At 71.7% G+C, this 13,923-nt stretch carries 11 protein-coding genes and 2 pseudogenes; 3 read left to right on the forward strand and 10 right to left on the reverse strand.

The window, feature by feature from the left end; all coding sequences use genetic code 11:
• From ARC20_RS11025 to ARC20_RS11045, 5 genes and pseudogenes are all read right to left on the reverse strand, one after another.
• Positions 1–485: pseudogene (locus tag ARC20_RS11025) on the reverse strand (DUF1684 domain-containing protein); the annotation flags it as partial.
• Complete coding sequence (gene mutL / locus ARC20_RS11030; protein WP_057647061.1) at positions 485–2,335, reverse strand: DNA mismatch repair endonuclease MutL; 1,851 nt, start codon at positions 2,333–2,335, stop codon at positions 485–487. The gene mutL and the pseudogene ARC20_RS11025, both read right to left, overlap by 1 nt.
• A gap of 114 nt (positions 2,336–2,449) precedes the next feature.
• Positions 2,450–4,050 (reverse strand): annotated as a pseudogene (locus tag ARC20_RS11035) (N-acetylmuramoyl-L-alanine amidase).
• 106 nt (positions 4,051–4,156) lie between these two features.
• Positions 4,157–4,615, reverse strand: coding sequence for a tRNA (adenosine(37)-N6)-threonylcarbamoyltransferase complex ATPase subunit type 1 TsaE (gene tsaE, locus ARC20_RS11040; protein WP_057647044.1), 459 nt, complete (start codon positions 4,613–4,615; stop codon positions 4,157–4,159).
• A complete protein-coding gene (locus ARC20_RS11045) occupies positions 4,605–6,098 on the reverse strand; it encodes a bifunctional ADP-dependent NAD(P)H-hydrate dehydratase/NAD(P)H-hydrate epimerase (protein ID WP_057647046.1) in 1,494 nt (497 codons plus the stop codon). The genes tsaE and ARC20_RS11045 overlap by 11 nt, the downstream gene beginning before the upstream one ends.
• 24 nt (positions 6,099–6,122) lie before the next feature.
• On the opposite strand from ARC20_RS11045, the gene queG reads away from it, so the two are divergent.
• Both queG and xseA read left to right on the forward strand, forming a co-directional pair.
• Positions 6,123–7,202: a tRNA epoxyqueuosine(34) reductase QueG gene (gene queG / locus ARC20_RS11050; RefSeq protein WP_057647048.1), complete on the forward strand. Its 1,080-nt coding sequence runs from the start codon at positions 6,123–6,125 to the stop codon at positions 7,200–7,202.
• 37 nt (positions 7,203–7,239) lie between these two features.
• Positions 7,240–8,574: an exodeoxyribonuclease VII large subunit gene (gene xseA, locus ARC20_RS11055; RefSeq protein ID WP_057647049.1), complete on the forward strand. Its 1,335-nt coding sequence runs from the start codon at positions 7,240–7,242 to the stop codon at positions 8,572–8,574.
• Positions 8,575–8,589: 15 nt separating this feature from the next.
• Here xseA and ARC20_RS11060 read toward each other — a convergent pair whose 3' ends face one another.
• Together ARC20_RS11060 and ARC20_RS11065 are read right to left on the reverse strand one after the other, a co-directional pair.
• Positions 8,590–9,501 carry a M48 family metallopeptidase gene (locus ARC20_RS11060; RefSeq protein WP_057647051.1) on the reverse strand — a complete coding sequence of 304 codons (912 nt, stop codon included), beginning with the start codon at positions 9,499–9,501 and terminating at the stop codon, positions 8,590–8,592.
• A gap of 50 nt (positions 9,502–9,551) precedes the next feature.
• Positions 9,552–11,408 carry a formylglycine-generating enzyme family protein gene (locus tag ARC20_RS11065; protein ID WP_081418152.1) on the reverse strand — a complete coding sequence of 619 codons (1,857 nt, stop codon included), beginning with the start codon at positions 11,406–11,408 and terminating at the stop codon, positions 9,552–9,554.
• A gap of 100 nt (positions 11,409–11,508) precedes the next feature.
• Here ARC20_RS11065 and rnd point away from each other — a divergent pair, with 100 nt between their 5' ends.
• On the forward strand, positions 11,509–12,600 hold the full coding sequence (rnd, locus tag ARC20_RS11070) for a ribonuclease D (RefSeq protein WP_057647055.1): 1,092 nt from the start codon (positions 11,509–11,511) through the stop codon (positions 12,598–12,600).
• 116 nt (positions 12,601–12,716) lie between these two features.
• Here rnd and ARC20_RS11075 read toward each other — a convergent pair whose 3' ends face one another.
• Genes ARC20_RS11075 through ARC20_RS11085 form a run of 3 tightly spaced genes read right to left on the reverse strand, consistent with a single transcriptional unit; the run spans position 12,717 to position 13,919 of the window.
• Positions 12,717–13,052 (reverse strand): hypothetical protein, encoded by a 336-nt coding sequence (locus ARC20_RS11075; protein WP_146165826.1) that lies wholly within the window; start codon positions 13,050–13,052, stop codon positions 12,717–12,719.
• 34 nt (positions 13,053–13,086) lie between these two features.
• On the reverse strand, positions 13,087–13,500 hold the full coding sequence (locus ARC20_RS11080) for a VOC family protein (protein ID WP_057647058.1): 414 nt from the start codon (positions 13,498–13,500) through the stop codon (positions 13,087–13,089).
• Between the two features lie 14 nt (positions 13,501–13,514).
• Positions 13,515–13,919 (reverse strand): helix-turn-helix domain-containing protein, encoded by a 405-nt coding sequence (locus tag ARC20_RS11085; RefSeq protein ID WP_081418153.1) that lies wholly within the window; start codon positions 13,917–13,919, stop codon positions 13,515–13,517.
• Positions 13,920–13,923 lie beyond the last annotated feature (4 nt).

Below are 13,923 nucleotides of genomic sequence, written 5' to 3' on the forward strand. Positions count from 1 at the left end.
GCGCGGCGATCGCCGCGCTGGATCAGCGTCACCAGGCCCTTGCCGTCGTCGAAGCCGATCGTCGTCGGGGTTTCATCGTGGTCGCTGAAGAAGCGAATCTTGCCGGTGAGCGGCTGGCCGTCCACGGTGAGCGGCACGCCTTTCTCCGGCACGAACCAGACCTGGTCGCCGACCACCTGGATCATGCCCATCTTCTCCGGCCCCACCGCCAGGCGGATGCCGCTGGTGCTGCCGCTGCCGACGTAGTGCGCCTTCAGTTCCAGCCAGTGCAGGCCGACCAGCGTGGTCCAGCCATCGGGCTTGCGCAGCTCGGCCAGGCGCTCGTCGCGCCAGACCTGGTTGTCGGCCAGGAACTGCGGATCGGACGCCACCGGCTTTTCCTGCGCCGCGCGCCTGGGCGCCTGCTGGCCATCGCCGCCCCCACAGCCGGCCAGCCACGCCAAGGCGAGCAGCCAGCTCCACTTTCCCCAGTTACGCACACTCATCAACGCCCCCGTAAGAACCAACGATCGATTTCCGCCAGCGAAAAGCGCGCCCAGGTCGGGCGGCCGTGGTTGCACTGCCCCGAACGCTCGGTGGCTTCCATGTCGCGCAGCAAGGCGTTCATTTCCGGCAGCGTGAGCCGCCGGTTCGCCCGCACCGCGCCATGGCAGGCCATGGTGGAGAGCAGTTCGTCGCGGGCACCGGCGACGCGACGCGTCTGCCCGTGTTCGCGCAGGTCCGAGAGTACATCGCGCAGCAACGCTTCGGGCTCGGCCTGCGCCAGCAACGCGGGAATGCTGCGCACATGCAGCGATTGCGGCCCGGCGCGGGTGACTTCGAAACCGAGCGCAGCCAGCGTGTCGGCCTCGCGTTCGGCCACGTCGGCCTCGCGCTCGCCGACCATCAGCGTGATCGGCACCAGCAGTGGCTGCGCGTGCAGGCCGATGCCGTCATGCGCGCCCTTGAGCCGTTCGTAGCCGATGCGTTCGTGGGCGGCATGCATGTCCACCACGATCAGGCCTTCGGCGTTCTCGGCCAGGATGTAGATGCCATGCAGCTGCGCGATGGCGTAGCCCAGCGGCGGCACGCCGGCCTCGGCCGAGGTCTGCGGCAGGCCGGCGGGGTCGACCGGCATCGCGGGCAACGGTGCCATCGGCTGGCTCAGCGAGGTGCCGCCCGACGCGCCATACAGCGCCGCGTAGGCACCCGGCGCCTCGTCCACGCGCAGGCCCAGTGGCGATTGCGCCGGCCGCCAATCGCGAAAACCGCCCTCGCCGCTCGAAAGCCCCATCGCCGCGGCCGGTGGCGTGCCGCCCGGCGCCAGCGTGGACATCGTTGCCGGCTGCGTGGCGGCCGCGCCGGCGCGGGTCTGCGCGAGCGCGTCCTGCAGCGTGCGGTAGACGAAGTCGTGGATCAGCCGCGAATCGCGGAAGCGCACCTCGTGCTTGGCCGGGTGCACGTTGACGTCCACGCGGGTGGGGTCAAGCTCCAGGAACAGCACGTAGGCCGGCTGGCGGCCGTGGTAGAGGACGTCGCCATAGGCCATCTTCACCGCGTGGGCGACGCTGCGGTCGCGCACCGAACGGCCGTTGACGTACAGGTACTGCTGGTCGGCGCTGGCGCGCGAATAGTGCGGCTGCGAGATCCAGCCATGCAGGCGCAACCCGGCGCCGCTGTGGTCCACGCGCAGCGACTGGCGGGCGAAGTCGTCACCCAGCGTTTCGCCCAGGCGCGCATCCGAATACAGGTCGCCCGGGCGATAGCGCCGCGAGGGCTTGCCGTTGTGCGACACGCGCAATTCGATGTCCGGCCGCGCCAGCGCCAGCGAACGCAGCCACTCCTCGATGTGGCCCAGCTCGGTGCGCTCGGCGCGCAGGAACTTGCGCCGCGCCGGCACGTTGTAGAACAGCTCGCGCACTTCGACCGTGGTGCCCGGCGCATGCGCACGCGGCTGCACCTCGCCCACGCGGCCGCCATCGACCTGCAGCGCCGAGCCATGCTCGGCGTCGGCCTGGCGCGAGACCAGGGTGAAGCGGCTGACCGAGGCGATCGAAGGCAGCGCTTCGCCGCGGAAACCGAGCGTGGCCACCGCTTCGAGGTCGTCGAGCGAGGCGATCTTGCTGGTGGCATGGCGCGACACCGCCAGCGGCAGTTCTTCCGGCGCGATGCCGCCGCCGTCGTCGCGGATGCGGATCAGCCGCACGCCACCTTCTTCCAGTTCGATGTCCACGCGCCGCGCGCCGGCGTCGATGGCGTTCTCGACCAGTTCCTTGACCACCGAGGCGGGCCGTTCGACCACCTCGCCGGCGGCGATCTGGTTGACCAGGATGTCCGGCAACTGGCGGATCGTCATGGCGTCCACCGGGCGGATTGGCGTGGGAAAAGAAGCTGCGGGGCGATCAGGGGCACGGCGTTCGGCGCCGCGGGGCGCCGTCTTCATCGAGACAGCGCAGATGATAGCCGAGCTTCAGCGGCTGCCGCCGGCCACGGTGCCGGCCGCTGCATCCATTTCCGCCTGCGCGCGCGCCGCGTACAGCGTGCCCGGCGGCGGCTGGCGGGTGAAGAACGTATTGACGCCATCGAGCACCGCGCCGGCCAGCTTGCGCTGGTACGCCGGATCGGTGAGGCGGCGTTCTTCGGCCGGATTGGAAATGAAGGCCGTCTCGACCAGCATCGCCGGCATGTCGGAGGTGCGCAGCACGGCGAAGTTCGCCCGCTCCAGCTCCGGCTTGTGGTTGTTGCCGATGTCCTTCAGGCCGGTCAGTACGTGGCCGGCCGCGTCCTCGGAGGCCTTCATGTGGCCGCTCTGCGCCAGGTCCAGCAGGACGTTGGCCAGCGTGTTCTCGGTCTGCTGCAGGCGCACGCCGCCGACCAGGTCGGCCGCGTTTTCCTTGTCGGCCAGCCAGCGGGCGCGCTGCGAGGAGGCGCCCTTGGTGGACAGCACGAACACCGACGAGCCGCTGGCGTTGCGGTTTTCCGCGGCGTCGGCGTGGATGGAGATGAAGATGTCCGCGCCGGCCGCGCGCGCCTTCTTGGCGCGCATCGGCAGCGGGATGAACACGTCGGTGTCGCGGGTGAGGTACGCCTTCAGGCCCGGCGTGGCGTTGACCTGGCGCGCCAGCTCGCGCGCCACCGCCAGGGTGACGTCCTTCTCGCGCTTGCCGGTCGGGCCGATGGCGCCCGGATCCTGGCCACCATGGCCCGGGTCGATGGCGACCACCAGCGGACGCATGCCCGCCTTCATCTTGATGCGCGAGGCGTCGCTGGGCATGGCCGGACGCGGCGGCGGCGCGTCGTCACCCGGCGAGAGCGCGGCGCTGGCGGCGATCGCCGTGGCCGGCGCGGCCACCACGGGCGTGGCGGCGGCGGGCGCGGAGGCCGCGGCACCGACGACGGCTACCGGCACGGTGGCGCCGTTGAGAATGGCCTGCGGCGAGGTCGTCGGCGCGGTGGCGGCCGGCGGCACCTGCGCGGCACCGGCTCCGGCGTCGGGCCATTGGCCTTCTGCACCACGGCGGCGGTGAGCGCGGCGGTGGCGCGCGCGGCATCCTCGCGGGCCTGGGCGCTCGGCACCGGGGCGGCGTCGGCGGGGGTGTTCTCCGCGGCGCGCGGCGTGGCCGCCGCGGCGGCCACGGCAGGCGGGGCGGCGGCTGGCGCGCTGGCGGCGTATTCGCCCGGCCATTCGATCACCAGGCGCGCATCGCCATTGCCCTTGTCGAGCTGCGGCTTGAACGCACTGACCTGGTTGGCGAGATCGAACACGACGCGGAAGGTGCCCGGCTCCGGCTGGCCGGTACGCACGGCGGTGACCACGCCAGCGGCGGCCGGCAGCTTGAGGCCGCGCACGGCGCTGGAATCGGGGAAGTCGACGACCAGCCGGTTCGGGCCGGCCAGCGAGATGGTCTTGTAGCCGCCGGCACCGGCCAGGCGGATCTCGGCGCGCGTGCCGGTGCTGCCGGCACTGAGCGACACCGCCTGGATTTCGCCCGCGAACGCGTGCGCGCACCCGGCCAAGCCAAGGGCGCTGACCAACAGACGGACAACCAGGGAACGGATCGCCGAGGACATGGCACGGATTCAATCACCGCCCCGGCCAGAATGCAATACCTTTTTCCCTTAATAATCCGCCACCTGGGTGACTTTCCTGCTAACCCCCGGCAGGAAGCCCCCGTAACTAACCCTCGGCGGCCAAACGGGACAGCCAGCCGCGGCCGGCTTCGCTGAGCCCCGACAGCGCATACCGACGCCCCTGCCCGTCCACCGCCAGTTCGACCTTCAGGTCGGCCGGCGGCAGCGCGCCCTCGCCACGTTCGGGCCATTCCACCAGCCACAGGCGCACGTCGCCTTCGTCCAGGCCGAGGAAGTCGAGTTCTTCGGCGTGGCCGATGCGATACAGATCCAGGTGCCAGGCTTCGCCGTCGTCGAGCGGATAGCGCTCGATCAGCGTGTACGTCGGGCTGCGGATCGCGCCCTGCACGCCGAGTGCGCGCAGCAGCGCGCGCGCCAGCGTGGATTTGCCGGCGCCCAGGTCACCGTGCAACTGCGCCAGCGCCTGCGTGGGCCGCGTGCGCGCCAATGCCTGGCCAAGACGTTCGGTTGCCTCGGCATCCGGCAGCCACCCTTCAAGCTTCATTCCAGTCTCCCGCATTGGCCAGGCGCCGCAGCGCCGGCAACAGATCCGTCGGCAACAGGCCGCGCTCGCCTTCCAGCGCCGCTTCGTCGGCGGCGGCCGAATGCAGCAGCGCGCCGAGCGTGGCGGCTTCGAAGGCGTCGTGTCCCTGCGCGCGCAGCGAGGCGATCACGCCGGTGAGCAGGTCGCCCATGCCGCCGACGGCCATGCCGGGGTTGCCCGCGTCGATCATCCTCGGCATGCGCCCCGGCGCGGAGACGATCGTCCCGGCGCCTTTCAGCACCACCACCGCGTTGAAATTCGCCGCCAGCGATTCGGCCGCGGCGAGGCGGTCGCGCTGCACCTGCGCATTGGACATGCCGAGCAGGCGCGCGGCCTCGCCCGGATGTGGCGTCAGCACGACATCCGCATCGAAACGGCGCGGCGTGGTGGCGAGCAGGTTGAGCGCGTCGGCGTCGATCACCTTGGCGCCCGGTGCGTCCATCGTCATCTGCCACAGCACGCGCGCCCAGTCGTCCTGGCCCAGGCCCGGACCGATGGCGACCACGTCCGACTGCCGCAGCAAGGGGGGCAGCACCGCGCCGTCTTCCACCGCGCGCGCCATCACTTCCGGGCAGCGCGCCAGCAGCGGCGCGACGTGGCGTGCGCGCGTGGCCACGCCGACCAACCCGGCACCGCTGCGCAGCGCGGCCTCGGCGCTCAGCATGATGGCCCCGCCGCTGCCTTCGTTGCCGCCGATGCACAGCACGCGGCCGGATTCGCCCTTGTGGGTATTGCGACGGCGCGGGCGCAGCGTCGCGCCGAGCGCGGCGGCGGCCCACGATTCGGCGCGTGGGGCGAGTGCCTCGACGGCCGAGGCCGGCACGTCCAGCGTGGCGAGCACGCGCTCGCCGACCTGCTCCAGCGCATCGCCGGTATGCAGCCCCAGGTGCGCGACGATGAACTGCAACGTGATTTGCGCGCGGATCGCCACGCCGGGGCGCGCGCCATGTTCGGCATCCACGCCGCTGGGCACGTCCAGCGCCAGCACCGGCACGCCGCTGCGGTTGACCGCCTCGATCATCGCGGCGGTATCGGCTTCCGGCGGGCGGTTGAGCCCGATGCCGAACAACGCGTCGACGATGACGTCCTCGCCATCCAGCGCGCAGGGAAACAGTTCGATGCGACCGCCGCGGGCGAGATAGTCGGTGCAGGCCCGCTGCGCCAGTTCCGACACCGGGCCGCCACCTTCGCGATGCACCACGCGCACCTGCCGGCCGGCCAGCTTCGCCAGCCGCGCCAGCACGTAGCCATCGCCGCCGTTGTTGCCGGTGCCGCATACCACCGCGATGCGGCGTGCCTGCGGCCAGCGCTGCTGCAGCAGCTCCCAGGCGGCCAGGCCGGCGCGCTGCATCAGCACGTAGGGGTCGCCGCCCAGCAGCTGCGTGGCCTGCGCATCGATCATGCGCGCCGAGGCGGTGTCATGGAGCAGGAGGGGGGCGTACATGGCCGGGATTCTATACTTGCGCCCATGTCCGCCGTCCCCGCCCCTGCCCTGGCGCCCGCCGCGCTTGCCGCCCTGGCCACGCGCGTGCGCGTGCTGGCGCGCGAAGCCGGCTTCCAGCGCTGCGGCATCAGCGGCATCGACCTGGGCGAGGACGAAGCGCACCTGCGCGACTGGCTGGCCGAAGGCCTGTACGGCACGATGCACTGGATGGCGCAGCACGGCAGCAAGCGCGCGCGCCCGGCCGAACTGGTGCCGGGCACGCTGCGGGTGCTGTCGGTGGGCATGGACTACGGCCGCCGCGACGACGAGGCCGCCTGGGCCACGCTGGACGACGGCGAGCGCGCGTATGTCGCCCGCTACGCCTTGGGCCGCGACTACCACAAGCTGATGCGCCACCGCCTGCAGAAGCTCGCCGAGCGCCTGCAGGCCGAAGTCGGGCCGTTCGGCTTCCGCGTGTTCGTCGATTCGGCCCCGGTGCTGGAGCGCGCCCTCGCGCGCAACGCCGGACTGGGCTGGATCGGCAAGCACACCTGCCTGATCGACAAGCAGGGCGGCTCGTGGTTCTTCCTCGGCGAGATCTACCTCGACCTGCCGCTGCCGGTGGATACCCCGGCCACCGCGCACTGCGGCAGCTGCGTGCGCTGCATCGACATCTGCCCGACCGGCGCGATCGTCGCCCCGCACCGGCTGGATGCGCGGCGCTGCATCTCCTACCTGACCATCGAGCACGACGGCGCGATTCCCGAGGAATTCCGCAAGCCGATGGGCAACCGCATCTACGGCTGCGACGATTGCCAGCTCGTCTGCCCCTGGAACAAGTTCGCCCAGCGCACGGACGAGGCGGATTTCCGCGCGCGCAACGACCTGGATACCGCCACCCTGCCGCAGCTGTTCGCGTGGGAGGAGGACGAATTCCTGCGCCGCACCGAGGGCAGCCCGATCCGCCGCAGCGGCCACGAGCGCTGGCTGCGCAATATCGCCGTGGCGCTGGGCAATGCGCCGACCACGCCGGACGTCCTGGCCGCACTGGCCTCGCGCCGTGAGCACGCCTCGGCGCTGGTGCGCGAGCACGTGGCGTGGGCGCTGGCGCAACACGCACAGTGAAGCGCCCTCGCGCGCCCGATCAGCGATAATCCTCGCCATGCCTGCCCGCGAAGACGAAATCCTCACCCCCAGCCAGCTCAACACGCTGGCGCGCGACCTGCTCGAGGGCAGCTTTCCGCAGGTCTGGGTGGAGGGCGAACTCGGCAACGTCACCCGCCCCGCTTCCGGGCATCTGTATTTCACCTTGAAGGACGCCCGCGCGCAGGTGCGCTGCGCGATGTTCCGGCAGAAGAGCCAGTGGCTAAAATTCCAGCCGCGCGAAGGCCTGCGCGTGCTCGCGCGTGGGCGCCTCACGCTGTACGAAGCGCGCGGTGACTACCAGATGGTGCTCGAACACCTCGAAGAAGCCGGCGAAGGCGCCTTGCGCCGCGCGTTCGAGGAACTGCGCGCGCGCCTGGCCGCCGAAGGGCTGTTCGACGCCGCGCGCAAGCGCGAGCTGCCGGCTCACGTGCGTCGCCTGGCGGTGATCACCTCGCCCAGCGGCGCGGCCGTGCGCGACGTGCTGAGCGTGCTGGCGCGCCGCTTCCCGCTGCTGGAGGTGGACCTGCTGCCCTCGCTGGTGCAGGGCGATACCGCCGCCGCGCAGATCGCCGCGCTGCTGCGCGCCGCCGATGCCAGCGGCCGCTACGACGTCATCCTGGTCACCCGCGGCGGCGGCTCGCTGGAAGACCTGTGGGCGTTCAACGACGAACAGCTCGCCCGCACCATCGCCGCCTCGGCCACGCCGGTGGTCTCGGCGGTGGGTCACGAAACCGACTTCACCCTGGCCGATTTCGCCGCCGACCTGCGCGCGCCCACGCCGTCGGTCGCCGCCGAGCTGCTGGTACCCGACCAGCGCGAACTTGTCGCGCGCCTGCGCCGCGCCGCTTCGCAGCTGCTCGGCGCGCAGCGCCATGGCCTGCACCAGCGCATGCAACGCGCCGACCGGGCCGGCCTGCGCCTGGATGCGCAATCGCCGCGTGCGCGCCTGCAACTGCTGCAGCGCCGGCAGGAAGACGCCGCGCGCCACCTCGCCGCGCAGATGCGCGCACGCCTGGACCGCCTGCAGGCGCGCCTGCGCCAGGCCCATGCCCAGCTGCGCGCGCACGACCCGGCGCGCCAGCTCGCCACGCTGCGCCAGCGCCTGGCCGCGCTGCGCCTGCAACCACCGATGGCCGCGCGCCTGCGCCACGACACCCTGCGCCTGCAGTCGCTGGCGCGCTCGCTCGAAGCGGTGAGCCCGCTGGCGACGGTCGCGCGTGGCTACGCCATCGTCAGCCATGCCGACGGGCGCGTGGTGCGGTCGGCCGAAGAGGTCGCGCCGGGCGAACGCCTGGACGCGCGCGTAGCCGATGGCGTCATCGCGGTGCGCGTGGAAGCGCGCGAGGACTGACCCGCCCCACCCCGCCTATTTCAGCGGCGGGCCTTCCGGACAGAAGCGCTGGCGGTACTCCAGCGCCTTGGGCATCAGCGCCTGCAGGTTCTGGATGCGCGTGCCCGGGTTGGGATGGGTGGAGCTGAACTCCGGCGGCGACTGACCGCCGCTGTTCTGTTCCATGCGCTCCCACAGCGGGATCGCCGCGCGCGGATCGAAGCAGGCCGCGGCCGCCAGCATCAGCCCCACCTCGTCGGCCTGCGTTTCGTGGCCGCGCGCATACGGCAGCAGGTAGCCGTAGCCCATCGCGGCCATCACCATCTGCTGTTGCTGCATGTCCATGCCACTGGCCGCGCCGGCCATCTGGCCGATCTGCGTGAGCTTCTGCTGCGCCATGCGCTGCGCGCCGTGGCGCAGCAGCGCGTGGGCGATCTCGTGGCCCATCACCACCGCCATCGCGTCGGCGTTCTGCGCCACCGGGAACAGGCCGGTGTACACCGCCATCTTGCCGCCCGGCAGGCAGAACGCATTGGCCTGGTCGGAGGGAATCACGTTGACGTCCCACTCGAAACCGCGCGACAGGTGGTTGGGCTGCATGCCGTGTTCGGCGGCCAGCGCGGTTTCCACCGGGTCCACCTTGGCGATCAGCCGCTGCGCGATGGCGCGCACCTGCTGGGAGGCCTGCGCGTTGGGATCCAGCGGGCGTTCCTGCGAGAGGATCTCCTGATAGGCCTGCAGGCCCATCGCCTTTTCTTCCTCCACGCCGAGCGAGCTGTCGATCAGCACCTTCTCGCCGGTGTAGGGGTCTTCGCTGCGGTTGGAGAACCAGTAGTAGGCCGCGTACCCGGCGAAGGCGATCAGCACCCACCAGCGCACGTTGCCGAACAGGCCGGGACGGCGCGCGCCGCGTGCCTGCTGGCGGTCGTTGAACGGGTCGTTGCGCATCGTCTGCCTTCCTGTTCCGGCCGCTGCCGGGGGTTACCGGGACAATGAACTCATATTCCGCGCACCAGGCGGAAGCCGATCCTGGCACTGGTCGTGTCCGAGTCCTGTGACAGCCGCCAGGCCGCGCGGGTCTGCTGCGGCGAATTGGCCCAGCTGCCGCCGCGGATCACCCGCTGCCGGCAGCCCGGGTTGAACCAGGCCGCGCCGTCGGCCGGGGCGCGCCGATAGCTGGCGTGCCAGCAGTCGCCCACCCATTCGCTGAGATTGCCACCCAGGTCCCACAGGCCCCAGGCGTTGGCGCGGAAGCTCGCCACCGGCGCAGGGCCCCAGAAGCCGTCGCCGTAGCCGACAAAGGCGTTGTTCCAGTGCCGCCCGCTCGGCGAGACGTCGTTGCCGCCGGTGAAATTGCCCGCGCCTTCCGGCGGCGTGCCTGCATCGCCCCACGGATAACGGCCCTGGCTGCCGGCGCGCAGCGCGTACTCGAACTCGGCCTCGGTCGGCAGGCGGTAGTGCCGGCCGGTCTGCTCGGAAAGCCACTTCGCGTAAGCCTCCGCATCGCGCACGCTGACGTGCATCACCGGACTGTTCGGCGCGGCGCGCGCGCCGTTGTAGTCCGACTGCCAGTCCACCCCGCTGCGGCGGGCGAAGTTGCCGCTGCGTTCGTCGTAGACGATGGAATGCCCGCGCCGCGTCGCCCGCGGCCGCGCGTTGGCCGATTCCACGAACTGCCGGAACTCGTCCACCGTCACCGTGGTGATCGACATCGCGAAGCCGCGCGCGAAGCGCACGTAGTGCGCCGGGCGCTCGTTGTCCGACGCGCCGGGCTCGTTGTCGCCCGCCCCCATGCGGAACGCGCCGTGCGGCACCACGATCATCTGCGGGCCACGGCCGCCGTCCTGCATCGCGTCGGTGAACACCTGGCGCGGGCGGAAGCTGCCGTAGTGCGTGGCCAGCTCCAGGCGCACGCGCAGCGCGGCGGCCACCGCATCGCCCGGCGCGGCGATGCGCAGCACCTCGGCCAGCTTCTCGCCGGCCGGCTTGAGCCCCGCCGGGGTGGTGAGGTCGCGCAGCGCCGCGTCGTGCAGCGCGCCGATGCGCGCATGGCGCACGGCCTCCACGCGCGCGCGCGCATCGTCCACGCTGGGCGCGCGATCACGCAGCTTGGCCGCGCTCGCCAGCCATCGCGTGGCGGCCTGGAAATCGGAGGCGGCCGCCGCGGCCTCGGCGCGGCCGATCAACGCGCTCTCCGCCGCCGCCAGGCCCTGGTGCGCGCGGCTGTTCTCCGGGGCGAGCTTGAGCGCCTCGCGGAAATTGCCGATCGCCCCGTTGCCCTCCTCGCCGATGCGGTCGTTGCGCAGGTCGTCCTCGCCGGCGCGGTTGAAGCCCAGCAGGCGCTGCGCGCGCTCCACGTCGGCCTGGAACTCGCGCACGCGCGTGTCTTCGGGCGACAGCGTGAGCGCCACGATCGCCAGCGCGCGCGCACGATCCAGCGCATCGCCCTGGCGCTCGGTCTGCGCGAGCAGCGCGTGGCCGTCCTGCAGCAAGCGGCGCTGCGCCTGCTGCAGGCCCTGCTTGGCCAGCCGATCCTGCGGATCGCGTTGCAGCAGCGCCAGGTACAGCGGAATGGCCGCGTCGGCCTGTTCGAACAGCCGGTCTTCCTTGAGGGCACGCGCCGCGCGCTCGCGCACGCTGGCGGCCTTCTCCTCGCCCAGGTCCACCGCCGGCGCCTGCCAGCGCTGCACGGTGTCGCCGCCGGCCTCGCCGATGGTGACGCGCGGTTGCGCGGGCGCCGCGGCGGGCGGGTCCGCGCTGGCGGGCGCAGGCGCGGCGGACTGCGGATCGGACGCCGGCGCGCACGCGGCCAATGCCGCCGCCAGTACCGCCATCGTCACACCCCACCTGCCCATGCGCCCTGCCTCCTGAAGATGCCCGCCTCGCGCCGGTCGCCGGCGACGTTAGGCTATCCTGCACGGCCCGCGCAATGCAGCGCCGTATCGAAGTCCCCCCGTGCCGCACTGGATCACCCACCCCGACGAACTCGCCACCCGCCTGCAGGCGCGCCCCGCGCGCATCGGCCTGGACACCGAGTTCATCCGCGAACGCACCTACTGGCCGCAGCTGGCGCTGGTGCAGATGGCCGTCGGCGAGGAGATCCTGCTGATCGACCCGTTGATCCCCGGCATGGCCGAAGCGCTCAAGCCGTGGCTCACCGCGCCGGACATCCTGAAAGTGATGCACAGCGCCAGCGAGGACCTGGTGACGTTCAAGGTGGCGTGCGGCGTGCTGCCGCGCCCGCTGTTCGACACCCAGATGGCCGCCGCGCTCGCCGGCACCGGCGCCGGCATGGGCTACCAGAAGCTGGTGAACGAGATCACCGGCACGCTGCTGCCCAAGGGCGAGACGCGCTCGGACTGGCTGCGCCGCCCGCTCTCCGACGCGCAGCTGGAATACGCCGCCGACGACGTGCGCTACCTGTTCGCGCTGCACGACGCGCTCGACGCCAAGCTCGGCGAACTGGACCGCCGCGCATGGCTGGCCGAGGATGCCGAGCGCCTGCTGGCCTCGGTGGAGCGCGACGATGGCGAGCGCTGGCCGCACCTGTCCCTGCGCAGCGCGCAGTTCCTGGAGGCCGATGGCCAGCTGCGGCTGCTGCGGCTGCTGCGCTGGCGCGAGCAGACCGCGCGGCAGAGCGACCGCCCGAAGAGCTGGATCCTGGACAACGAACTGGCGGTCACCATCGCGCGCACGCCGCCGGCCGACCAGGCGGCGCTGTCGAAGCTGTTCGAGCGTTTCCCGAAGGCGCCGCGCAAGCTGACCGCGCAGGTCTGGCAGGTGCTCAACACGCCGCTGGCCGACGAGGTCGACGCGCCGCTGGCCAGCAACAACGGCGACGAGCACAAGCAGACGCTGAAGAAGCTGCAGGAAGCCGTGGCCGAACGCAGCCGAGAGCTCGGCCTGCCCGATGGCGTGCTGGCCTCGCGCAAGCACCTGGAAAGCCTGCTGGAGCACGGCGCGTGGCCGGCCGGGTTGGGGCAATGGCGGCGGGCGCAGCTGGAAGCGGTGGTGGTGGCGTTGGTGCCGGGGTTGGCGGCGGGCTGACCCGCCCCTCCCTGCGCGCCGGATCAACGCAGGGTGGTGAAGGCCTGCACGTGGCTCATCAGCATCCGGCGCTCCCTCCTGCCGACCCAGTAAGGGCGAATATCCCGCCCGGCGATTTATCTGTCTACTTCGGTGAAGCGACACGCCGCACCGTTGATATCCAGCCGCACATGCGTCGTCATGCCGTTGGTCAGATAGATATCGTCGCTGCGGCAATCCCGGTCATGCGCCTCGCCTTGCAGGCGATAGCTGGCCTCGCCGCCCGAGTCGGTGATCGCATTGAAGTATTGCGAGGAAGTCGCGCCCGCTTCCAGCGCACCGAAGGCAATGCGCTGCCCGCCGAGGCGCACCTCGACATGCTCGAGCGGCACCAGGCCGGCATTGTGCACCGACACCTTGCTCATCCAGAGGCCGCAGCCTGCCAGCAGGCATGCCGACAGGCCTGCAGCCATGCGCTGCAGGCCCCGTGCCGTCAAAAGCCTGCGCTCAGGCCGCACGCGCCTGTATCCGCACCATGTTCCCCGCGGGGTCACGCACCGCGCAGTCGCGCACGCCGTAGGGCTGCACGGTCGGCTCCTGCGCGATCTCCGCCCCGCCCGCCTGCAGGCGCTCGAAGGTCGCGTCGAGATCGCCGGTGGACAGCACCATGATCCCGTAGCTGCCCTTGGCCATCATCTCGGCGATGGTGCGGCGCTCGGCGTCGGTGATGCCCTGGCCAATGCCCGGCGGGTACAGCACCAGCGAGGTGCCCGGCTGCGCCGGGTGGCCCACGGTGATCCAGCGCAGCTCGCCGTGCGCGACATCGTTGCGCACCTCGAAGCCGAGCAAGTCGCGGTAGAACGCCAGCGCGGCGTCGGCGTCGTTGTGCGGCAGGAAGGTGGAGTGGATGCTGAGGTCCATGGCGTGGTTCCGTGTCAGGTGGACGCGCAGTCTAGGGAAGGCACCGCCTTGGCCGCTTCTCGATTCCTGACCGGTCGAGTCACCGCCTTGGCCACGCAGGCCGGCAGCCCGGCGATGGCCGGGGCGTGCTGCTGGCGGTACGCGCCCGGCGACATGCCCACCAGTTCGTGGAAGCGCGTGCTGAAGGTGCCCAGCGAGGCGCAGCCGACCTCCAGGCTGACCTCGGTGACGCTCAGGTCGCCACGTCGCAACAGCGCCATCGCGCGTTCGATGCGGCGCGTCATCAGGTAGCTGTAGGGCGATTCGCCATAGGCAGCCTTGAATTGCCGGCTCAGGTGCCCTGCCGACATGTGCACGCCGCGTGCGCGACCGCATCGACCGCAAATACGCCCAGCCGCTGGATGTCGAGGCGCTGGCACGCGG

Origin of the sequence: Stenotrophomonas panacihumi (assembly GCF_001431645.1) — a bacterium.
GTDB lineage: Bacteria > Pseudomonadota > Gammaproteobacteria > Xanthomonadales > Xanthomonadaceae > Stenotrophomonas_A > Stenotrophomonas_A panacihumi.